This window comes from Nocardia sp. bgisy134 (genome assembly GCF_965341865.1).
Classification (GTDB): Bacteria; Actinomycetota; Actinomycetes; order Mycobacteriales; family Mycobacteriaceae; genus Nocardia.
The window spans coordinates 142,338-163,530 of the sequence record NZ_CBDQZP010000006.1 but is presented as its reverse complement, the minus strand read 5'-3'; the positions used below and the strand labels follow the sequence as shown (position 1 = coordinate 163,530).

Below are 21,193 nucleotides of genomic sequence, written 5' to 3'. Positions count from 1 at the left end.
ACACCCCGCTGCGGGACGCCTACGTGATCGACGCGGTGCGCACCCCCGTCGGCAAGCGCGGAGGTGCGCTGGCCGGTGTGCATCCGGCCGATCTGGGTGCGGCCGCGCTGCGCGGACTGCTCGACCGCAACCCGATCGACCCGATCAATGTCGATGACGTGATCGTCGGCTGCGTCGACAACGTCGGTCCGCAGGCGGGCAACATCGGCCGCACCATGTGGCTGGCCGCGGGCTACCCGGAGGAAGTCCCCGGCGTCACCGTCGACCGGCAGTGCGGATCTTCCCAGCAGGCCATCAATTTCGGCGCGCAGGCCATCATGAGCGGCACCGCCGAGGTGATCGTCGCAGGCGGCGTCCAGAACATGAGCGCCATCCCGATCTCGGCGGCCATGCTGGCGGGCAAGGAGTACGGCTTCGAGTCGCCGTTCGTCGGCGCGCAGGGCTGGGACCACCGGTACGGCACCGACGAGGTCTCCCAGTTCCGCGGCGCGCAGCTGATCGCCGAGAAGTGGGGTATCAGCCGCCAGGACATGGAGCAGTGGGCGCTGCGCAGCCACGAGCGCGCCCGCCAGGCCATCAAGGAAGGCAAGTTCGACAAGGAGATCGTCCCGGTCGGCGATTTCTGGATCGACCAGGGCCCGCGCGAGACCTCGCTGGAGAAGATGGCCTCGCTGCCCGCGCTCGCCGAGGGCAGCCCGCTCACCGCCGCGGTGGCCAGCCAGATCTCCGACGGCGCCAGCGCCACCCTGCTCGCCTCGGAGTGGGCGGTGCAGGAATACGGCCTGACCCCGCGCGCCCGCATCCACCACGTCAGCGCGCGCGGCGCCGACCCGATCTTCATGCTCACCGCGCCCATCCCGGCCACCAAGTGGGCGCTGGCGAAGACCGGTCTCACCATCGACGACATCGACGTGGTGGAGATCAACGAGGCCTTCGCTCCCGTCGTGCTCGCCTGGCTGAAGGAGACCGGCGCCGACCCGGAGAAGGTCAACGTCAACGGCGGCGCCATCGCGCTGGGCCACCCGCTCGGCGCCACCGGAGCCAAGCTCTTCGCCACCCTGCTCAACGAGCTGGAGCGCCGCAACGGCCGCTACGGCCTGCTGACCATCTGCGAGGGCGGCGGCACCGCCAACGCCACCATCATCGAGCGCCTGTAAGCACCGATCGCGATCTGCGCCGGGCGAATGCCATTCGCCCGGAGCGGTTTTCGTGGTGATGCGCCCGTCGGTCGCGGGCAGCGGTTGGCTGGGCGGCCGAGGCAGACACCCGTGGGCACGGCTGTGATCGCTGTGGTCAGTCCTCCGCGGCGCGCATGCCAACTCCGATGCGTCTGCGGATTTTCGGCGTCGTCGTGATGATCGCCCAAACGGTGGAAGCCATAACGTCAGCGTAGGCGGCGCAACCCCACCGGCAGATAGTAGATCCACGCATATGCTCCACACGCCTCGCAGGGCGTATACCGGCTGCGGAGCGTGCGAAACCGCTGCGAGGTCCTTGTGCCGGCGGGCTCGGTCGCATCGCGCCGACGCGCCTGGCCCGCCGGTTCAGGGCATGACAAGGCCGCTCGATCGGGGATCGAGCGGCCTTGTAGGTCGATGCTGATCGGGGGTCAGTGAGTAGCCGTTCGACCGGCGAGCGCCGACATCGCCTCGATCCGCGCCAGCGCGTCGGCGACCACGTGATCGATGAGCTCCTTGCAGGTCGGCAGGTCGTCGATGATGCCGGTGACCTGACCCGCGGCCAGCACCCCCGCCTGGGTGTTGCCCTCGACGAGCCCGGCGCGCAACAGCATCGGGGTGTTGGCGGCCATGATCACCTGGGACCAGCTGAGGTCCTTGGTCTTTCGCATGGCGAGGCCATCCTTGACCATGGTCGACCACTTCATGCCGGTCATGCTCTTGAACCGCGCCGCGTTCGACACCGCCGCGGCCAAGCCACGCCAGCGGCCCGAATTCTCCAGCCGCTGCACCAGTTCGGTGTTCAGCACGCGATGCGGCATGCCGTCGACCTTCAACGAGACCACGGTGTCCTGCAACTGCCTGCGCAGGTATTCCTGTTTCACCGCGTCGGGCACGGAACTCTCCTGGGTCAGCAGGAAGCGGGTGCCCATCGCGACGCCCGCCGCGCCGTAGGCCAGCGCCGCCGCCAGGCCGCGCCCGTCGAAGAAACCGCCCGCCGCGACGACCGGGATGTCGACTGCGTCGAGCACCGAGGGCAGCAGCAGCGTGGTCGCGACGGGACCGGTGTGCCCGCCGCCCTCGCCGCCCTGCACGATCACCGCGTCGGCGCCCCAGGAGGCCACCTTCACCGCGTGCTTGGCCGCGCCGATCGACGGAATCACCACGACGCCTGCGTCTTTGAGCTTGGCGATGAGATCCTTCTTCGGCGCGAGCGCGAACGAGGCGACCGCCACCTTCTCCCTGATCAGCAGGTCGATGCGCTCGCCCGCGTCGGTGGCGTCGGCGCGGATGTTCACGCCGAACGGTTTGTCGGTCTGCGACTTGGTCTTCGCGATCGCCGCTTCCAGCTCCGCGAAGGTCATGGTCGCCGAGGCGAGAATGCCGAGGCCGCCCGCGTTGGCGGTGGCCGAGACCAGGCTCGGGCCGGCCACCCAGCCCATGCCGGTCTGTACGACGGGATGCTCGACGCCGACCAATTCGGTCAGCGGCGTGTGCAGGCGTCCGGTCACGCGGTGTCCTTTCGTGCATGCCCGAGGGGCCCTACGTGGTTACGCAGGCTGCCTCCTCCGGGCCCTGACTCGGTCATGCGGCCACTTCCTTGTCGCGAATGCCCTTGGGATCCAGCACCGTCCGGATGATCCGCAGTTCTTCCGCGCTCGGCAGCCGCGTCTCGCCCGCCTCGCCGAGCCCGGCGATCTCGAACGAGGTGTTCTCGGCGACCTCTTCCGGGCTCACCCCGGGGTGCAGCGAGAGGGCGCGCATCGTGTGGCCGGGCCCGCCGAAATCGAAGACGCCCAGATTGCTCACGACCCGGTGCAGGTGGTGGAAGCGGAAAGCCGGGTTGGCCGGGTCGATCTTGTCGTAGCCGACGCCGGAGACGATGTCGACCTGCTCGCAGAACACCCGGTTGGTGTGCCTGGGCACCCAATAGCTGGTGGCGTGGTTGATCGTGTTGCCCGGCGCGCCACGCACGCCGAACATCTGCCTGGTCGGCCGCTGGAGCGGGCCGAAGGCGGACAGGTTCTGGTTGCCGTACTTGTCGATCTGGTTGGCGCCCATGACAACGTGCCGTCGACCGGAGGCGACCACGTCGAAGACCTTGGAGAACGGAATCCAGCCCTCGATGGGGGCTTTCGCGCCGAGCGCGGGCGTTTCGGCCAGGTAGAGCGCCTCGCCGTCGGAGAGCAGCAGATCCGGTTCGAAGGTAAGCCGGGCCAGTCGCGCGCCGATCGTGGTGACCGGGGACATCGGGCTCGCCATGATCTCGCCCGCCCCGCGGAAGATCTCCGCGCAGGCGACGACGCACACTTCGGCGAGGGTGCTCGTGGTGGTGTCGGTCATCGGGTCAGCCCTCCTGCGTGGCGAAAGCGCGGACGGCCGCCTGGTATTCGTCCTCGGAGACGTCGAGGTACGTGGCCTTGAACTCGGCCCACGACTCGGGCGTCTTGGCGGCCGCCACGTAGTGACGCTGGAATTTCTCGTCCCGGCCGTAGCTGCCGGAGAATGTGAAGTGCGCGCCGCCCGGGGCCTCGACCACGCCGTCGACCATCATCCGGTTGAGGATGATCGCCTGCTGCGGAACGGCTTTCACCAGCTCCTCGGTCTCGGTCAGCCGATCCACCGACAGGTAGCGGCGCTCGGCGGACAGGCAGTACAGATCGTCGAAGTAGGGGTCGACGCCGGTGTAGGCGGCATTGCCGTGCTTGTCGCCGAGGTCCAGATGAACCAGCGCCGCATCGAGATTCAGCGCGGGCATGGCGACGAGCGTTTCGGTCCGTCCGTCGGCGGCCGGGTAGGGGGAGGCGACGGTCTTCAGCTCGCCCTCCCAGAAATCCATGACCGCGGAGCCGAGCCCGGCGCGGATCGGCAGGAACGGCAGCCGGGCCGCCGCGGCCTGTAGACCGCACTTGACCATGCCCTCGTCCATTTCGCGGACCGTGATCGCGCCCTCGGTGCGCGCCTTGGCGAACCACGGATCGTAGAAGGGCGCCGAATCCAGCGACACGAACCCGTAGTACGCCTTGCGCACCTTGCCCGCCGAGCAGAGCAGGCCCAGGTCGGGGCCGCCGTAGCTGACCACGGTCAGATCGGTGAGGTCCGAGCGCAGGATGGCCCGCACCAGCGCCATCGGCTTGCGCCGGGAACCCCAGCCGCCGATGCCGATGGTCATTCCGCTGCGCAGCTCGCCGACCACGTCGTCGAGCGACATTCGCTTGTCCCGCATGTGTTCTCCTGTATCCGTGGGCGGGCTACTCGCCGGCCTTGCGCGCCGCGAGGTCGTCTTCGAACCTGGCGCGGATCTCGTCGGCGACGCCCGCCAGGTTCAGTTCGAAGGTGAAGCCCTGCTCGTAGCGGTAGCTGCGGTGCACGTCCTGCACGTCGATGCCGTTGAGCGCGCGCTTGGCCGCCCGGATCACCCGGCCGTCCTTGGCCGCGATGTTCTTGGCGACTTCCATGGCGGCGGCGTCGAGTTCGGCGCGCGGCACCACCTGGTACACCGAGCCGTAGTGCTGCAGCTGCTGGGCGGTGATGGTGCTCGCGGTGTAGAACAGCGCGCGCATCAGGTGCTGGGGGACCAGCCGGGAGAGGTGCGTGGCCGCGCCGAGCGCGCCGCGGTCCACCTCGGGCAGGCCGAAGGTGGCGTCGTCGGAGGCGATGACGACGTCGGCGTTGCCGACCAGGCCGATGCCGCCGCCGAGGCAGAAGCCCTGCACCACCGCGATGACCGGCACCGGGCAGTCGTAGACCGCGGCGAACGCCTCGAAGCAGCCGTGGTTGGCGTCGATCAGCGCCTGGTGGCCCGGCTTGCTCTGGATCTCCTTGATGTCGACGCCCGCGTTGAAGCCGCGGTTCTCCGCGCGCAGTACCACGACCTTGGTCTCTGGGTCGCGCCCTGCCGCGCGGACGGCGTCGGCGATGGCGAACCAGCCGTCGGTCGGGATGGCATTGACCGGCGGGTAGTCGACCGTGACGACGGTGATGCCGGTTGATTCGGAGTGACGGTTGATCCCCATCGCATGTCCTTCGTTTCTGAGCTCGTGGTGCGTGCCGGATGTCGCCGGGCATTGGCAAAGCAAGCAGTTGCTTGGTAGGTTAGCACGGTGGGACTCGAAATCGATCTGACCGATCGCGTCGTTTTGGTCACCGGCGGAGTGCGCGGTGTAGGCGCGGGGATCAGCAGGACATTCCTGGCGGCGGGTGCGACGGTGGTCGCGTGCGCCCGGCGCCCGGCCGACGCCCCGGTGGTCCACGACGGCCGGGAGATCGAATACCTGCCGTGCGACGTCCGCGACGGCGACGCGGTCCAGGGCATGATCGACACGGTGCTCGCCCGCCACGGGCGGCTCGATCACCTGGTGAACAACGCGGGCGGCGCCCCCTTCGCGCTCGCCGCCACCGCGAGCAAGAACTTCCACGCCAAGATCGTGGAGCTGAATCTCCTCGCCCCGCTACTGGTTTCGCAGGCCGCCAACGCGGTCATGCAGGAACAGTCCGACGGCGGATCGATCGTGATGATCTCCAGCGTCAGCGGCCATCGGCCCTCCCCGGGCACCGCGGCCTACGGCGCGGCCAAGGCGGGCATCGACAACCTGACCCAATCCCTCGCCGTCGAGTGGGCCCCGAAGGTCAGGGTGAACTCGCTGGTGGTCGGCCTGGTCGAGACCGAGCTCACCGAAATGCACTACGGCGACCGCGAGGGCGTCGACGCCGTCGCCGCGACGGTTCCGCTCGGCCGGATGGCCCGTCCCGAGGACATCGGCCGCGCCGCCGCCTTCCTGGCCTCGCCCCTCGCCGCCTACGTCAGCGGCGCCTCGCTGCCGGTGCACGGTGGCGGCGAGCGCCCCGCCTTCCTTGCCGCGTCCACCGCGGAGCACGACCAGCAGCGGGCCTGATCCCGAACAGAACGAAAGAGGACAACAGGTAATGAGCGAGCAGATCTGTGCGGGGCGCACCGTCATCGTCACCGGCGCGGGCCGCGGTATCGGCCGGGCGCACGCGCTGGCCTTCGCGGCCGCGGGCGCGCGCGTGGTGGTCAACGACCTCGGCTCCGCCCTCGACGGCGCTGCCACCGTCGAGACGCCCGCCCAGCAGGTGGTCGCCGAAATCGAGGCGATGGGCGGCCAAGCCGTGGCCAACGGCGACGACATCGCGGACTGGGCGGGCGCGCGCAACCTGATCCGGCAGGCAGTCGATACCTTCGGCGGGCTGGACGTGTTGGTCAACAACGCGGGCTTCGTGCGCGACCGGATGCTGGTCAACCTGGGCGAGGACGAGTGGGACGCGGTGGTGCGAGTGCACCTCAAGGGCCATTTCGCCACCATGCGTCACGCCATCGAATACTGGCGCGGCGAGAGCAAGGCGGGCCGTCCGGTCGACGCCCGCATCATCAACACCAGCTCCGGCGCAGGCCTGCAGGGCAGCGTCGGCCAGGGCAACTACGGCGCCGCGAAGGCGGGTATCGCCGGGCTGACCCTGACCGCCGCCGCTGAATTCGCCCGGTACGGCGTGACCGTCAACGCCATCGCGCCCGCCGCGCGCACCAGGATGACCGAGACCGTGTTCGCCGAGACGATGGCCAAGCCCGAGGACGGGTTCGACGCGATGGCGCCGGAGAACATCTCGCCGCTGGTGGTCTGGCTCGGCAGCCCCCAGTCCGCCGGTGTCACCGGCCGCATGTTCGAGGTCGAGGGCGGCAAGGTCGCGCTGGCCGACGGCTGGCGGCACGGCGTCGCGGTGGATCGCGGCGCGCGCTGGGAGCCCGTCGAGCTCGGCCCGGTCGTCGCGGACCTCATCGCGAAGGCCGCGCCGCCGGAGCCGGTGTACGGAGCCTGATCGATCTGTTTGCTGGGCGGGCCCTGGGCTCGCCCAGTGAAATTCGAGCTAACGCCATGTGACGCGAGCCCTGTCCCCTCGGGGCGCCGCTGTGCGCTGCCATCCTTTCCCTGCGCCTTTCAGGGCGGGGGTTTACTATGGGCACCCGTCCGTCAAAAGTCCGGATGAGGTGTTGCGACCGGGCATATAGCTGCGCTGTACGAAGAGGGGAAGGCTGGCGCATGGCCGTTGGTCGCACGTTCCGTGCGGTGGCACTAGCCGGAGCTGTGACCGGTTTTGCGCTACTCGGTTCCGTTGCCGCCCTCGCGCAACCGGGTGGCATACCGCCCGAGGAGCCGGGTCAGCCGCGCGTCCCCGCGTCGAGCGCTTCCATCACGGGCCCCGGATTGCCGCTGGTGCCAATGACTCCCGAACCCACCGCCGAGGAGATCGGTTCGTCCGCTGTCGGCTCGGCAAGCGCCGCGGGTTCCGCTGGACTCGGTTCCGCCGCCGCCGCGGGTTCCGCCGGACTGGGCTCAGCCGGATTGGGCTCGGCCGGTGCGGCCGGTTCCGCCGGGTTGGCCGCTGTGCTCGGTACCGGGTCGGCCGGATTGGGTGCGTTGTTGGGCACCGGCTCAGCCGGATTGGCTGCGTTGCTCGGTACCGGTTCGGCGGGTCTGGGGGCAGCTGTCGGTTCGGTGGCCGTTGGTTCTGCCGCTGTCGGTTCGGCGGCCGTCGGCTCTGCCGCTGTCGGTTCGGCGGCCGTCGGCTCTGCCGCTGTCGGTTCGGCGGCCGTCGGCTCTGCCGCTGTCGGTTCCGCGGCTGTCGGTTCGGCCGGTGTCGGTTCGGCCGCTGTTGGTTCCGCGGGTGTCGGTTCGGCGGGCGTTGGTTCCGCGGGTGTCGGTTCGGCCGGTGTTGGTTCGGCGGGTCCGGGGTCGGCGGCTGTCGGTTCCGCCGCCGTCGGTTCGGCCGCGGTCGGCTCCGCCTCCCCACTGCTGCTCCTGCTGATCCCGCTGCCGACACTGCCCGTCCCGGCGACTCCTGCTGCGCCCCTCGTCATTCCGCCCGTCCCTGACGGCCCGGCTCCACAGCTCGCTCCGATCCCGGTCGCCGCACCGCCCGCCGCGAAGGCGGTTCCGGAGCAGACTCCGCCGCCCGCTCCCGCGCCGCAAGTGCCCGCGAATCCGAACCACGACGTACGCCCGACGAGCGCCGACAACGGACTGCCCGAACCGAACGTGCTCTCGGTCGTCGGCGGCCTCGTCGCCCTCGCGCTCGCCGGAACCGGTTCCGGCGTGGTCAGTTTCCAGAGCGCCTCCGCCGCGCAGGCCAAGGTGGACGCCGCCCGCGCCCAGTTCTTCGGCCCGAGGTTGTGAAGGGTCAGGCATGAGTGAGAGCAGGACGCAGAGCAGTTCCCGGTCCTACCGGCGGGTGGCGGCCGCGGTCGACGCGGTGTGCGCCGTGGCCGCCGACTACGACGCCACCACCCTGGACGAGGTGGTCGCCGCGATCGCCAACGAGCGTAAGCGGGAAATCGAGATCGCCAGTGCCCAGCTGGGTCCCGGTGTCTGCGGCCAGCGCAGGTTCTATCCCGACCGGGACGTCATCGTGCTGGCGGCCACATTGCCCAGCCGCGATCACACGCTGGCCCACGAACTCGGCCACATCGTCTTCGACCACGAGGGCGCGCCCGCACCGGAGGTGACACTGGAGGCCGGCGACGACCTGATCGCCTACATGCTGAGCCAGCGCGCCCATCAGCAGATCGTCGACGACGGCGCCGACGAGCTGGCCGAATGGGAGGCCGAGACCTTCGCCGCCATGCTGATGACCCGGCTGCGCGTCTTCAACAGCCGAGGCGCGGGCGTCTCGGTCCTTCGATTCGATGAGGCACTCGGATGACGTTCTGGTTGACGGCCATGCTGGTCTGGGTGGCCGCGGGCGCGCGCGTGGGGCGCGTGCTGGTGAAACCCGCGACGACGGCGCGGGTGGCGATCGTCGTCGCGGTGGCCGCGGTAGCGCTCGGCGCGACGGTCGCGGTGCCCGAAATCGCCCTCGCCGTGGACAATCTGCGCCCGCATGGTCTGCGCTCCGGGCTGCTGTCCGACGGCGTCGTGCTCTCGGCGTGGCTCGCGTTCGTCACGGCCACCTCGGTGGTGGCCGCCGCGGCGTGGCCGGTGGTCTCGCGGCGCAACCTGCGCCAGATCGGCATGGTGATCTACGCGGCGGGCACGACCGCGGTGGCCATCGCGCTGTCGTGGTCGTACACGTTCGGCTGGCTGCTCGTCGTGCTCGGCGCGATCTTCATCGTCGTGACCGGATTGCGCAACCTGGACTGGACGACGCTCGGCCGCGGCATCGCCATCTACACCGGGGGAACCGCGTTGGTCGGCGTGCTCGCGGTGCTTCAGGTGCGGCGCGCGCTGACCGACGAGCCGCGCGCGCCCGCGGGTCAACCGGCGTGGGACTGGCCCGCGTGGGAAATCGCCGCGCTGCTGGTCGCTTTCGGCGCGGTGTGGATCGTGGTGGAGCTGTGGGTGCGAGCCAGAGTGCTGCTGCGCCAGATTCGGTCGCTGCACCGCCTGATGGTCGGCCGGTTCCCCGAAGTGGTGGCGCACGATCAGACCGGAACCTCCACGCAGCTGCGTGCCTCGGACCAGGTCGCCCAGATCATGGACGCCCTCTACCTGCAATCGGGTGGCGGTGTCGAGTTGGTGGCCGCGGGCACGCCGCCCGACGCCATCGCCGAGCGCGCCGACGAGGTGGCGGAGTGGGCGCGAAATCCGTTGGGCGACATCGTGATAGACGCTCGATGGATCGCGCCGCCGGAGGGTGTCGGTTCGCGCGGCTGGGTACAGGCGATCGCGCGCGCCTACGAGTCCACCGCAGGCGCGCACTCGGAGGAGCCGGTTTCTCGATGACCTGACGCGGGTGATCATCCATCGGTGTCGCCGTCGCATGTGGTGACGGCCGCCGTTCTCCGTGCCGCACCACGATTTTCGATGATCGGTGTTCCCGGTCACCCGTCGATGACATCGACTCGGATGGATGACTACACTGCTCACCGCGCGCACCGTCGACCTGTGAGGGCATCGTCACCGTGACGATAAGGCCGCGGGATCGAAGTTGGACCCGTGTCCATCAGTGGAATGTAATGCGCCCCTGGAAATCGGGGCTATCGACCGAACGAGGAACTTGCTCGCTCTGTCTTCTGTGGTGTGGCATGCGTTTGCACAATGGCGATCGCAACCCGCTCGGTATGGATCGAGCGGTGCACTTTCAAACGTTCTTGCACGGCGTGGAATCCGAATCGGCGCGCAATCCGCGGACGCTACAGAATGCGCGCACTCCGCCGAATTGGATTCGGCGGGAACCCGTGTGCCGCGCCGGCCTGCCCGTCCTCGGGAGCTGGTTCGCGCACAACGCAGCACAGTGCGACCGATGGCCGCACTGTGCTGCGCTGTGGGAGAACCTTATTCGGTTCCGTCCGGAGGAATTTCGGGCAAGCCCTCACTCGCCCGCAACTTCTCCGCCATGGAGGTGAGAAGGTTCTGCGATTCTTCGGAAAGATCGAACGCCCTACTCGACAGCCGACGCAGTCCGTAGCCCTGCAGCTGGGACAGCAGCTCAAGATCGTGATCGATCTTGGCGGCATAGATGTCGTTGAAGAAGTAGTCCGGCTTGACCTTGAAGAACTTGGCCAGTGCAGCCACCGTTTCGTCCGACGGGTTGGTCCGTTGGCCCGACCGCAACTGCGAGAGATACGGTTTCGAGATCGGATGCCCGGAGGCCGTCAGCGCAGCCGCAACCTCCGCGTTGGTGTGCGGCTTGCGCCCCGGGGGATGCACGGTTTCGAACAGCTTGTTCAGCCGCGCCGCGAAATCAGCCATTGTGAGCCGCCCAATTCCCTTCGCTGTACTAACAGTCGTTATCTCGGATACGTATCATTGATATTAGCGGCTCAGTAACTGAAAACCTACGCCTGATTCAGGATTTCCTTGAAGCTTCTAGGTGAGCGGTCGGCGAAGCTACTGGGACGGTTGCGTTTGCGGGTCGCGCCAACGTCTCTAGTGGAGGCGCGGTACGACCCGGTTCTGGCCCGTCGCGGGGGTCTTCCCGATCAGGGCGATGTTAGCGACAAGATAGCTGACATCTCATCTAGTCGGCCGTACTGGTCACTGTGTGGCGTACGACACGTTTTGCGGGCTCTGGGATGAACGTTCAACAAATGGGAGTGGAATTAGTTGAAGTTGCTACAACCTCTCGATGATCGTACCTGTCGCCAGTGCGCCACCGGCACACATGAGCACCATTGCCGTGCTGCCGCCGGTCCGCTCCAGTTCGTGCAAAGCCGTTGTGATGAGCCGGGATCCGGTGGACCCGACCGGATGGCCGAGAGCAATCGCGCCGCCGTTGACATTCACCCGGTCCATGTCCGACTGGTGTACAGAAGCCCACGAAAGTGCGACCGAAGCGAATGCCTCATTGATCTCGAAAAGGTCGATGTCGCCGATACTCATCCCGGAACGCTCCAGTAGGCGAGTGCAAGCTTGCACCGGACCGTCGAGATGGAATTCCGGCTCGGCGCCGACCAGTGCCTGAGTCACGATCCGCGCGCGGGGGCGCAAACCCGCTCGCTGCGCGGCCTTTTCGTCCATCAGCAGCACCGCGGCCGCGCCGTCGGAGATCTGTGACGAACTGCCTGCGGTGTGCACGCCGCCCTCCAGGACCGGCTTCAGCTTGGCCAAGCCCTCCACGGTGGTCTCGCGCAGACCTTGATCCCGGGCCACGTCCAGCTTCTCGCCGGTGAGGTTGCCTTCCTTGTCCACCGCGGGCGCGGTGACCGACAGCACCTCGCGATCGAAGCGTCCTTCGGCCCACGCCTGCCCGGCCAGCCGCTGCGAGCGTGCGCCGAATTCGTCGACGTCCGCGCGAGAGATGCCGCGCCGCTTGGCAATTCGCTCGGCGGCCTCGAACTGGTTGGGCAGGTCGATATTCCACGACGCCGGCCTGCGCGGACCGGCGTGCTCGCCGACGTTGGCGCCCAACGGAACTCGGCTCATCGCCTCAACGCCGCAGGCCATGCCGATATCGATCGCACCTGCGGCGATGAGGCCGGCCACCAGGTGGTTGGCCTGCTGTGCCGAACCGCACTGCGCGTCGATCGTGGTCGCGCCGACCTGCCACGGCAGTCCGGCGTGCAGCCACGCGACCCGGGTGACGTTGTTGGACTGCTCGCCCGCCTGGGTGACGCAGCCGCCGATGACCTGCTCCACCTGGGCCGGGTCCAGGTGAGCGCGCTCGAGCAGTCCGCGCTGGGCCAGGCCGAGGAGTTCGGCGGCGTGCAGGCCGGATAGCCAGCCGCCGCGCTTGCCGATCGGAGTGCGAGCGGCCTCGACGATGACGGGTGTGCCCATCTTGAACCTTCCTCTGGGGACCAAAACTGAAACGTGTGCCAGCCGGATGTACTGCGCTTCTTTACTAGTCCTTCCGGCTGTGCTGCAATTGATTGTAGAACGTGTTTCAGTTTGTCGAAGGAGACATCTGGTGGTTGAGACTCGGAACGCCCGCCCGAATCTGCCGGAAGGGTTCGACGTCACGGACCCGGACATCTACGCCGAGCGAGTTCCGGTCGAAGAATTCGCCGAACTGCGCCGCACCGCGCCGATCTGGTGGAACCCGCAGTCGCCCGAGACCGGTGGCTTCCAGGACGAGGGTTTCTGGGTGGTGAGCAAGCACGCCGACGTCAAGGAGGTGTCGCGGCGCAGCGAGGTGTTCTCCAGCTTCGAGAACACCGCGATCCCGCGCTTCAACGACGACATCACCCGCGAGCAGATCGAACTCCAGCGCATCGTGCTGCTCAACATGGACGCGCCCGAGCACACCAAGCTTCGCAAGATCATCTCGCGCGGCTTCACCCCGCGCGCCATCAACGGCCTGCGCGCCGAACTCTCGGCGCGGGCCGAGGAGATCGTGAAGAGCGCGGCCGAATCGGGAGCGGGCGATTTCGTCACCCAGGTCGCGTGCGAGCTGCCGCTGCAAGCGATCGCCGAGCTGATCGGCGTTCCGCAGGAAGACCGGATGAAGGTCTTCACCTGGTCCAACCAGATGACCGGCTACGACGACCCGGAGAACGACGCCGACCCGGTGGCCGCGTCCGCCGAGATCCTCGGCTACGCCTACCAGATGGCCGCCGCCCGCAAGGCATGTCCCGCCGACGACATCGTGACCACGCTGATCGAGGCCGATATCGACGGTGACAAGCTCAGCGAGGAGGAGTTCGGCTTCTTCGTCATCATGCTCGCGGTCGCAGGCAACGAGACCACCCGCAACGCCATCACCCACGGCATGATGGCCTTCCTGGACAACCCCGACCAGTGGGAGCTGTTCAAGAAGGAGCGCCCGGCCACCGCGGCCGACGAGATCATCCGCTGGGCGACTCCGGTCACCTCCTTCCAGCGCACCGCGCTGGAGGACACCGAGCTCGGCGGCGTGCAGATCAAGAAGGGGCAGCGGCTGGTGATGCTGTACCGCTCGGCCAACTTCGACGAGGACGTCTTCGAGAACCCGGAGAAGTTCGACATCACCCGCAAGGACAACCAGCACCTGTCCTTCGGCGGCACCGGCGCGCACTTCTGCATCGGCGCGAACCTGGCCCGTCTGGAGATCGATCTGATCTTCAACGCGATCGCCGACCACCTGCCCGATATGACGAAGTTCGGCGACGCCAAGCGCCTGCGGTCCGGGTGGCTGAACGGTATCAAGGAATTCCCGGTCGACTACAAGACCAAGGGCGGCTGCCCGGTCGCGCACTGACCGAGCGAAAAGGGCCCTCGAACCGGAGTACCCAGCCGGTTCGAGGGCCCTTTCGTCTGCTGCCCGAGAGCAGGGGCAGCCGGTATCAGTCGACGCGCCGGGTAGTCGCGATCGCCCGGTCGACCTCCCAGAACGCGCGCAGGGCGGCGATCTTGCCCGCGTCGTCGACCTTGTAGGTGAACACGCCCTCGGCGTCGATCTGATGCCCGCCGATGCGGGTGCGGATGGTGCCGGTGAAGGCCACCTCCTTGCCACAGGCGAAGGAATCGTCGAAGAGGAACTCGATCGATTCGGTCTGCGCGATCGCCTTGTCCCAGAACGCCGCGATGGCGTCACGGCCGCGGTGACCCTTGCCCTCGGGGTCGAAACCCGAAGGGCCGATGGGATCTTCGACGATCCCGTCGGCGGCGAACAGATCCAGCCACGCGTCCTTGTCCCGTGCCCGCACCGCGGCCTGGGATGCGAGTCCGGCGAGGCGGGCGGGATGCTCGGTAGTGGTGGTCATAGGAGCTCCGTATCTGATGGCAGGTATCCGTCGATCGGGGAAGCGAAGCGCCCCCGATCGACCTCCAACGTCGGTCGGTGCGGAGTAAGCCGAGCGTCAGCGAGGCTTTTCCGCGCCGACAACCCACATCGAGAAGTACTGGGATCCACCGCCGTACGCATGGCCCATGGCCTTGCGCGCGCCGTCGACCTGGTAGTCGCCTGCCCGTCCCATCACCTGCTTGGCCGCCTCCGCGAACCGGATGAGGCCGGAAGCCCCGATCGGGTTGGAGGACAGCACGCCACCCGACGGGTTCACCGGGATGCGTCCGCCGATCTCGGTCTCGCCCTTCTCCGTGAGCTTCCAGCCGTCGCCCGGCGCGGCGAAACCGAGGTTCTCCAGCCACATCGGCTCGAACCAGGAGAACGGCACGTAGATCTCGGCGGCATCGATCTCCTCGAGCGGATCGGTGATGCCCGCCGCCTTCCACAGCGCGGCAGCCGCGTCCTGGCCCGCCTGCGGGTTGACCTGGTCGCGCCCGGCGAAAGTGGTCGGCTCGGTGCGCATCGCGGTGCCGTGCACCCACGCCACCTTCTTGCCCTCGGCTTCCACCGCCGCGGCCGCCTCGGCGTCGCCGAGCACGATCGCGCACGCGCCGTCCGAGGACGGGCAGGTCTCGTCGAAGCGGATCGGATCCCACAGCATCTGCGAGGCGAGCACCGATTCCAGCGTGATGTCGGGCTGCTGGAGGTGGGCGAGCGGGTTCTTGGCGCCATTGCGCCGATCCTTCACCGCGACCATCGCACCGATGTGGGACGGCGCATTGGACCTGCGGATGTAGGAACGCACGTGCGGGGCGAAGTAGCCGCCCGCGCCCGCGCCGACCGGCATGGTGAACGGCACCGGAATCGACAACGCCCACATGGCATTCGACTCCGACTGCTTCTCCCACGCCACCGCGAGCACCCGCTTGTGCACGCCAGCCTGCACCAGGTTGGCGGCCACCACGCCGGTGGAACCGCCCACCGAGCCTGCGGTGTGCACGCGCAGCAGCGGCTTCCCGGTCGCGCCGAGCGCGTCGGCCATATGCAGTTCGGGCATCATGACGCCCTCGAACAGGTCCGGCGCCTTACCGACCACCACCGCATCGATATCGGCGATGGTGAGCCCGGCGTCGGCGAGCGCGCGATCGATTGCTTCGCGGCACATGCCCGACATCGAGACGTCGGTTCGTTTCGTCACGTGATGGGTTTGTCCGGTGCCGAGCACCGCGGCCGGAACGCTCATGCCTGCACCTCGCTGGCGCTCGGCGCCGGCATGCGCGTGGCGCGCTGGCACATGATTCGCTCACTTCGTTCGCTCATGCCTGCACCTCGCTGGCGCTCGGCGCCGGCATGCGCGTGGCGCGCTGGCACATGATTCGCTCACTTCGTTCGCTCATGCCTGCACCTCGCTGGCGCTCGGCTCCGGCATGCGCGTGGCGCGCTGGCACATGATTCGCTCACTTCGTTCGCTCATACCTGCCCCTCCAAAACGGTCACAAGATTCTGTTGCAGCGCGGGGCCGCTGGTGGCGTGGGCGAGCGCGCGGTTCGCGGTGCCCGCCATGATGGCTTCGGCCGCGAAACCGATGCGCTCCAAGCCCGCCGCGAACATCGGGTTGGCGGCCAGTGCGCCACCCGACGGATTCAAGGTGGTCTCCGGCTTCAGCCCGATGGCCTCGGCGAGGATCAGCTGCTGGTGGCTGAACGGCGCGTGCAGTTCGGCGATGTCGAAGCCGCTCAGGTCGCCGCCGGTAACCGCCTGTGCCGCAGCGGAAGTCGAGGGCGAGGCGGTGAGATCGCGAGCGCCGAGCACCGGGGTGTCGACGCGGTGCGCCATGCCGGTGATCCAGGCGGGCCGCTCGCACAGCTCGCGGGCGCGATCGCCGACCGCGAGCACGATGGCGGCCGCGCCGTCGGTGATCGGCGCGCAGTCGTGGGCGCGCAGCGGATCGGCCACATACGGTGTGGCGAGCAAGCTTTCGACGTCACCGGAAGCGCCCGCCGCCACCGCGGCCATATCGCGCTCGGTCCAGCGGCCCGCGTCGAGTCCGGCCCGCGCTTGGAGACCGGCGATGGACAGCGCGTCCGGCCACAGGGGAGCGACCAGGTAGGGGTCGAGCTGCATGGTGAGCACCTGGCGCAGTGTGCCCGCGGACGACTTGCCGAATCCGTAGACCAGCGCGGTGCGCGCCTGCCCCGACTTCAGCTTCACGAACGCCTCGTACAGCGCCCACGCGGCGTCCATCTCGACGTGCGACTCGTTGATCGGCGGCACGGCGCCGATGGCGTCGATCGCCGAGATGAACGAGAAGGCGCGTCCGGCAAGGTAATCGGAGGAGCCCGAGCACCAGAAATCGATATCGGACTTGGTGATGCCCAGATCGGAGTAGAGCTGCTGGAAGCAGGGCACCAGCATCTCGACACCGTTGGTGGTGCCGAAGGTCTCCGGCACGTGCGGTGCGTGGGCGAAGCCCACGACCGCGATGTCGGTGGCGTTGTCAGTCAACGTAAGCGCCTCTCACAGGTGGTGCTTGTAGGTCTCGTAGTCGGCGTCCGGCTCGCCGCTCGGCTCGAAGTGGTCGACGTTCTCCAGACCGTGACCCCACTCCTCGCGCGGCTTCCACACCGCTTTCACGCGCATGCCCATCCGCACTTCGCTTGCGTCGCAGCCGAGTACGAGATGCAGTACCGGAATGTCGGCGCCGTCCAGCAGCACATAGGCCGCGACGTACGGCGGTTTGATGCGCTGTCCGAGGAACGGAACGTTCACAATGCAGAACGTGGTGACCGTGCCGTGATCGGAGAGTTCGATGTAATCGTCGGTCGGCCTGCCGTCGGTCGGGTTGGCCCCGCGCGGCGGGAAGTACACCTTGCCCGCGGCGTCGGTGCGCGCGCCGATCAGCTTGCCCTCGGCGAGTCCGCGCAGGTAGACGGTCTCCTGCGGGGAAGCGGTGTGCTTGTAGGACAGATCGATCGGCGTGACGATCATCGTGACCGGCTCGCCGCTTTCGGTGGCGGGCTCGGCGGTGGACTGCTCGCCCGGCTCGAAGCAGACGATGTCCTTGATGCTGCCTTCGGTCTGTGCGGCCCACCGCGCCCGCACTCGCATGCCGGTCCGCATCTCGTCCGGCGCGGTGACGTCGACGGCGTGCAGCATGCTGGTGTCCGCGCCGTCCAGCTGGATCAGCGCCCAGGCGAACGGCCGGTCGAAGGGCTGGCCGGGCAGCGGCTCGTGCACCCAGGTCCAGGAGGCGACCGTGCCGGTGTCGGCGACGTCGACGAACTCGGTCAGCGGCTGGCTGGTCACCGGGTCGTACTCGGGCGGCGGCACCAGAACCCGGCCGTCGGACCCGCGCACGCCGACCACCCTGCGGCTCCGCAGACCGGTCAGGAATCTGCCGATGGTCGGTCCCACCGACCGTGTGTAGTCGAATCGCGCCCGCAGCGGGGCGCTCAGCACATCGGGTGCCGTGCTGGTGTCCAATTCCGACCTTCTCTCAGCTCTTCATCACCCGCCGCGGTTCCGGCGGCCGTCCTCGCGCCACGCGGTGGGCCGGGTTCGTCCCGCCCAGCTCGCGGCGGTGCTCATCTCGTCGGGCCCCCACCCGTGAATACGCCGGACGCGGTATTCCCCTTAGTCACGCTATCGAGTAGAACAGGTTCTTATTCTGGTGGCAAGGGCGTGCCTCCGCCTTCGCTCCGGCCGTGCGCGTAAAAGTTGCCAAGGAAAGGGACGACCATGAAGTTCGGATTGCAACTCGGATATTGGATGGCGCAGCCGCCGCGGAACGCGGGGGAGTTGGTCGTGGCGGCCGAGAAGGCGGGCTTCGACGCCGTCTTCGCCGCCGAATCGTGGGGCTCGGACGCCTTCGGTCCGCTCACCTGGTGGGGTTCGTCGACCGAGCGGGTTCGGCTGGGGACCTCGGTGGTGCAGATGTCGGCGCGCACGCCCGCCGCGACCGCGATGCACGCGCTGACCCTCGATCACCTCAGCGGCGGTCGTGCGATCCTCGGGCTCGGGGTATCCGGTCCGCAGGTGGTGGAGGGCTGGTACGGGCAGCCGTTCGCCAAACCCTTGCAGCGCACCCGCGAGTACGTCGGCATCATCCGCCGCATCCTCGCGCGCGAGGCGCCGGTGACCAGCGACGGACCGCACTACCCGCTGCCGTACACCGGGCCGGGCGCGACCGGGCTCGGTAAGCCGCTCAAGCCGATCGTGCACCCGCTACGTGCGGATTTGCCGATCTGGCTGGGCGCGGAAGGTCCGAAGAACGTGGCGCTCACCGCCGAGATCGCCGACGGCTGGCTGGCGATCTACTACGCGCCGCGGTTGGCGAACATGTACAACGACTGGCTCGACGAAGGCTTCGCCAGGGTGGGCGCGCGCCGATCGCGCGAGGACTTCGAGATCGCGGCCAGCTGCCAGGTGGTGATCACCGACGACCCCGGCGCCGAGCTGGAACGGATGCGCTGGATCATGGCGCTCTACATCGGCGGCATGGGTGCGCCGGAGCTGAACTTTCATGCCCAGGTCTACCGGCGGATGGGCTACGAGCGCGAGGTCGACGAGATCGGCAGGCTGTTCCAGGCGGGCAAGAAGGCCGAGGCGGCGGCCGTGGTCCCGGACGAGCTGATCCTGGACACCGCCATCATCGGTGACGAAGGTCATGTGCGTGAGCAATTGAAGGTCTGGGAGGCCGCGGGCGTCACCATGATGCTCGTGTCGGTTCCGGATATCGAGCAATTGCACCGGCTCGCACCCCTTGTCGATCAGTAGAACGCGTTCTAAATTCAATGGGGTGACTGCCTCACCCGCCCCGTCCGCTCCGCCTCCGCACAATCCCCCTGCGCAGGAGTCGGTGAACATTCTCGGCCTGTGGAACATCGCGAAAGCCGAACCCGATCGGATCGCCATGGTCGATCCCTCGGGCCGCGAGGTGACCTATCACGAACTGGCCACGCTCGCCGACCGCTACGCCACCGGGCTGCGCGCCCTCGGCCTGCGGACGGGCGACGTGCTGGTGAGCATGGTGCACAACTGCGTCGAGGCGGTCGCCGCCTACTTCGCGGCCTACCAGTCGGGGCTCTACATCGTGGCGGTGAACTGGCATCTCACCGGCCCCGAGGTGGCCTACATCCTCCAGGACAGCGAGGCGAAGGCGTTCTTCGCGAGCGACCGGTTCGCCGCCGCCGCGAAGGCCGCCGCCGACGAGGCGGGTCTGCCTCCGACGGCGCGCTTTTCGGTCGGTGAGATCGAGGGCTTCAAGTCGGTGGCCTGGCTCGGCGCGGCCGACACCGGTCGTCCGTCCGAGCGCAGTACGGGCGCGCCGATGCTCTACACCTCGGGAACCACGGGGCGTCCCAAGGGAGTTCGGCGTCCATTGACCGGCGCCGATCCCGACGTGGTCCCGCCGCACACCAACGCCTTCTTCGGCTTGTTCGAGCTGGCGCCCTACGACGATCACGTGCACATCTGCGGGTCGCCGCTGTATCACACCGCGGTGCTGAACTTCGCGACCATTTCGATCCAATTGGGGCACAAGCTCGTTCTCATGGACAAGTGGGAAGCCGAGGAGATGCTGCGCCTGATCGACAAGTACCGGGTCACCCACAGTCACATGGTGCCCACCCAATTCCACCGACTGCTTGCGCTGCCGGAGGCGGTGCGCGCGAAGTACGACGTGTCCTCGCTGCGCAGCATGGTGCACGGTGCGGCGCCGTGTCCACAGGAGACCAAGCGCCAGATGCTGGAGTGGTGGGGCCCGACGGTCACCGAGTACTACGCGGCGACCGAGGGCGGCGGCACGGTGATCAACGGCGCCGACTGGCTGCGCAAGCCCGGCTCGGTCGGCAAGGCGTGGCCGTGGTCGGTGATCAAGGTGCTCAGCGAGGAGGACGGCAGCGAGGTCCCCGTGGGTGAGACCGGCCTGGTGTACATGAAGATGGGCGCGTCGAGCTTCGAATACCACCACGACAAGGCCAAGACCGACGACGCCAGGGTCGGCGATCTGTTCACCGTCGGCGACATCGGCTATCTCGACGAGGACGGCTACCTCTACCTGTGCGACCGCCGCTCGGACCTGATCCTCTCCGGCGGCGTGAACATCTACCCCGCCGAGATCGAGGGCGTGCTCATCACCCACCCGAAGGTCGCCGACGTCGCGGTCTTCGGTATCCCGCACCCGGATTGGGGTCAGGAGGTGAAGGCCGTGGTCCAGCCGGTGGACGGCGTGGAGCCCAGCGAAGCGCTCACCGCCGACATACTCGCCTTCGCCGCAACGCGATTGGCGAAGTACAAGATGCCGCGCTCGATCGACTACCTGCCGGAGCTGCCCCGCGACCCGAATGGGAAGTTGTACAAGCGGAAGTTGCGGGACAGGTACGTGTCGGCGTCGTAGGGGTTCGGGGCGCGCGTCGTTGGGTTGTGTAGGTGCGATTGTGCCTTCGGGCGGATGTCGTTGGCTCGCGCCGGTGGCGGGGTTGGTCTTCGCGGTGCGTCGTTGGCTTGCCTAGGCGGTAGATGGCCTTCGGGCGCGTCGCTGGTTCGCGTACGCCGTCGGGTTGTTTCGGGGCGCTTCGTTGGCCCGCGTACGTGGTAGGTGGCCTTCGGGCGCGTTCGGTTCGCGTACGTAGTGGGTTGGTCCGGGCGGATCGTCGGGTACGGCACTCGACGTGCCCAGCACCGCTTCGAGGCAAACGTTGGTAGGCAAGCTAATTGGACCAGCTCAACCTGGGTTCACGTCGCGCGATCGGCCGTTCGACTAACGTGCCGACAACGTGGAACCCGGCCGCCGGTCCCACCGCCCGACCCTGGGCATCCACCGGAACCCAACTGTCGACCGGCGAAACCCAACCCTT

Annotated in this window: 19 protein-coding genes; 9 read left to right on the top strand and 10 right to left on the bottom strand. The window is 68.2% G+C overall.

Annotated features, from left to right (window positions below; all coding sequences use genetic code 11):
* Positions 1-8: 8 nt before the first annotated feature.
* Positions 9-1,157 (top strand): acetyl-CoA C-acetyltransferase, encoded by a 1,149-nt coding sequence (locus tag ACRWNM_RS13335; protein ID WP_431967432.1) that lies wholly within the window; start codon positions 9-11, stop codon positions 1,155-1,157.
* 452 nt (positions 1,158-1,609) lie between these two features.
* Here ACRWNM_RS13335 and ACRWNM_RS13330 read toward each other — a convergent pair whose 3' ends face one another.
* From ACRWNM_RS13330 to ACRWNM_RS13315, 4 genes are all read right to left on the bottom strand, one after another.
* A complete protein-coding gene (locus ACRWNM_RS13330) occupies positions 1,610-2,689 on the bottom strand; it encodes an NAD(P)H-dependent flavin oxidoreductase (RefSeq protein ID WP_431967112.1) in 1,080 nt (359 codons plus the stop codon).
* Positions 2,690-2,762: 73 nt separating this feature from the next.
* The gene (locus ACRWNM_RS13325) at positions 2,763-3,521 is read right to left on the bottom strand and encodes a CoA-transferase subunit beta (RefSeq protein ID WP_431967110.1); all 759 of its coding nucleotides are present in this window, start codon (positions 3,519-3,521) and stop codon (positions 2,763-2,765) included.
* A gap of 4 nt (positions 3,522-3,525) precedes the next feature.
* Entirely contained in the window at positions 3,526-4,404 is an 879-nt protein-coding gene (locus tag ACRWNM_RS13320; protein WP_431967108.1) for a CoA transferase subunit A, read from the bottom strand.
* A gap of 25 nt (positions 4,405-4,429) precedes the next feature.
* Positions 4,430-5,194, bottom strand: coding sequence for an enoyl-CoA hydratase family protein (locus ACRWNM_RS13315; RefSeq protein ID WP_431967106.1), 765 nt, complete (start codon positions 5,192-5,194; stop codon positions 4,430-4,432).
* A gap of 87 nt (positions 5,195-5,281) precedes the next feature.
* Between ACRWNM_RS13315 and ACRWNM_RS13310 the strand changes: the two genes are divergently transcribed.
* The 5 genes from ACRWNM_RS13310 to ACRWNM_RS13290 all read left to right on the top strand — a co-directional run bounded on the left by ACRWNM_RS13310 (position 5,282) and on the right by ACRWNM_RS13290 (position 9,913).
* The gene (locus tag ACRWNM_RS13310) at positions 5,282-6,073 is read left to right on the top strand and encodes an SDR family oxidoreductase (RefSeq protein WP_431967104.1); all 792 of its coding nucleotides are present in this window, start codon (positions 5,282-5,284) and stop codon (positions 6,071-6,073) included.
* Between the two features lie 31 nt (positions 6,074-6,104).
* Entirely contained in the window at positions 6,105-7,013 is a 909-nt protein-coding gene (locus ACRWNM_RS13305) for an SDR family oxidoreductase (protein ID WP_431967102.1), read from the top strand.
* A 190-nt stretch (positions 7,014-7,203) separates the two neighbouring features.
* On the top strand, positions 7,204-8,067 hold the full coding sequence (locus tag ACRWNM_RS13300; protein WP_431967430.1) for a pentapeptide repeat-containing protein: 864 nt from the start codon (positions 7,204-7,206) through the stop codon (positions 8,065-8,067).
* 311 nt (positions 8,068-8,378) lie between these two features.
* Entirely contained in the window at positions 8,379-8,894 is a 516-nt protein-coding gene (locus ACRWNM_RS13295; RefSeq protein ID WP_431967100.1) for an ImmA/IrrE family metallo-endopeptidase, read from the top strand.
* Entirely contained in the window at positions 8,891-9,913 is a 1,023-nt protein-coding gene (locus ACRWNM_RS13290) for a hypothetical protein (protein ID WP_431967098.1), read from the top strand. The genes ACRWNM_RS13295 and ACRWNM_RS13290 overlap by 4 nt, the downstream gene beginning before the upstream one ends.
* A gap of 552 nt (positions 9,914-10,465) precedes the next feature.
* Here ACRWNM_RS13290 and ACRWNM_RS13285 read toward each other — a convergent pair.
* Positions 10,466-10,882 (bottom strand): helix-turn-helix domain-containing protein, encoded by a 417-nt coding sequence (locus ACRWNM_RS13285; protein WP_011207048.1) that lies wholly within the window; start codon positions 10,880-10,882, stop codon positions 10,466-10,468.
* Positions 10,883-11,245: 363 nt separating this feature from the next.
* Entirely contained in the window at positions 11,246-12,409 is a 1,164-nt protein-coding gene (locus ACRWNM_RS13280) for a steroid 3-ketoacyl-CoA thiolase (RefSeq protein WP_431967096.1), read from the bottom strand.
* A 130-nt stretch (positions 12,410-12,539) separates the two neighbouring features.
* On the opposite strand from ACRWNM_RS13280, the gene ACRWNM_RS13275 reads away from it, so the two are divergent.
* Positions 12,540-13,808, top strand: a complete 1,269-nt coding sequence (locus ACRWNM_RS13275; protein ID WP_431967094.1) for a cytochrome P450 — start codon at positions 12,540-12,542, stop codon at positions 13,806-13,808.
* Positions 13,809-13,893: 85 nt separating this feature from the next.
* Here the strand turns inward: ACRWNM_RS13275 and ACRWNM_RS13270 are convergent, their stop codons facing one another.
* The 4 genes from ACRWNM_RS13270 to ACRWNM_RS13255 form a co-directional block, all read right to left on the bottom strand.
* Positions 13,894-14,313 (bottom strand): nuclear transport factor 2 family protein, encoded by a 420-nt coding sequence (locus ACRWNM_RS13270; protein WP_431967092.1) that lies wholly within the window; start codon positions 14,311-14,313, stop codon positions 13,894-13,896.
* Between the two features lie 96 nt (positions 14,314-14,409).
* A complete protein-coding gene (locus tag ACRWNM_RS13265; RefSeq protein ID WP_431967090.1) occupies positions 14,410-15,579 on the bottom strand; it encodes a thiolase domain-containing protein in 1,170 nt (389 codons plus the stop codon).
* 227 nt (positions 15,580-15,806) lie between these two features.
* Positions 15,807-16,841, bottom strand: coding sequence for a thiolase domain-containing protein (locus ACRWNM_RS13260; RefSeq protein ID WP_431967088.1), 1,035 nt, complete (start codon positions 16,839-16,841; stop codon positions 15,807-15,809).
* A 12-nt stretch (positions 16,842-16,853) separates the two neighbouring features.
* A complete protein-coding gene (locus ACRWNM_RS13255) occupies positions 16,854-17,819 on the bottom strand; it encodes a Zn-ribbon domain-containing OB-fold protein (protein WP_431967086.1) in 966 nt (321 codons plus the stop codon).
* Positions 17,820-18,074: 255 nt separating this feature from the next.
* Between ACRWNM_RS13255 and ACRWNM_RS13250 the strand changes: the two genes are divergently transcribed.
* Both ACRWNM_RS13250 and ACRWNM_RS13245 read left to right on the top strand, forming a co-directional pair.
* A complete protein-coding gene (locus tag ACRWNM_RS13250) occupies positions 18,075-19,112 on the top strand; it encodes an LLM class F420-dependent oxidoreductase (RefSeq protein WP_431967084.1) in 1,038 nt (345 codons plus the stop codon).
* 22 nt (positions 19,113-19,134) lie between these two features.
* Complete coding sequence (locus ACRWNM_RS13245) at positions 19,135-20,733, top strand: acyl-CoA synthetase (protein ID WP_431967082.1); 1,599 nt, start codon at positions 19,135-19,137, stop codon at positions 20,731-20,733.
* Positions 20,734-21,193 lie beyond the last annotated feature (460 nt).

What these genes read in the sequence shown, in the direction of transcription:
- ACRWNM_RS13325 (WP_431967110.1), bottom strand. Translation starts at nt 3,521, where the DNA reads ATGACCGACACCACCACGAGCACCCTCGCCGAAGTGTGCGTCGTCGCC.
- ACRWNM_RS13320 (WP_431967108.1), bottom strand. Translation starts at nt 4,404, where the DNA reads ATGCGGGACAAGCGAATGTCGCTCGACGACGTGGTCGGCGAGCTGCGC.
- ACRWNM_RS13315 (WP_431967106.1), bottom strand. Translation starts at nt 5,194, where the DNA reads ATGGGGATCAACCGTCACTCCGAATCAACCGGCATCACCGTCGTCACG.
- ACRWNM_RS13305 (WP_431967102.1), top strand. Translation starts at nt 6,105, where the DNA reads ATGAGCGAGCAGATCTGTGCGGGGCGCACCGTCATCGTCACCGGCGCG.
- ACRWNM_RS13295 (WP_431967100.1), top strand. Translation starts at nt 8,379, where the DNA reads ATGAGTGAGAGCAGGACGCAGAGCAGTTCCCGGTCCTACCGGCGGGTG.
- ACRWNM_RS13290 (WP_431967098.1), top strand. Translation starts at nt 8,891, where the DNA reads ATGACGTTCTGGTTGACGGCCATGCTGGTCTGGGTGGCCGCGGGCGCG.
- ACRWNM_RS13285 (WP_011207048.1), bottom strand. Translation starts at nt 10,882, where the DNA reads ATGGCTGATTTCGCGGCGCGGCTGAACAAGCTGTTCGAAACCGTGCAT.
- ACRWNM_RS13280 (WP_431967096.1), bottom strand. Translation starts at nt 12,409, where the DNA reads ATGGGCACACCCGTCATCGTCGAGGCCGCTCGCACTCCGATCGGCAAG.
- ACRWNM_RS13270 (WP_431967092.1), bottom strand. Translation starts at nt 14,313, where the DNA reads ATGACCACCACTACCGAGCATCCCGCCCGCCTCGCCGGACTCGCATCC.
- ACRWNM_RS13265 (WP_431967090.1), bottom strand. Translation starts at nt 15,579, where the DNA reads ATGAGCGTTCCGGCCGCGGTGCTCGGCACCGGACAAACCCATCACGTG.
- ACRWNM_RS13250 (WP_431967084.1), top strand. Translation starts at nt 18,075, where the DNA reads ATGAAGTTCGGATTGCAACTCGGATATTGGATGGCGCAGCCGCCGCGG.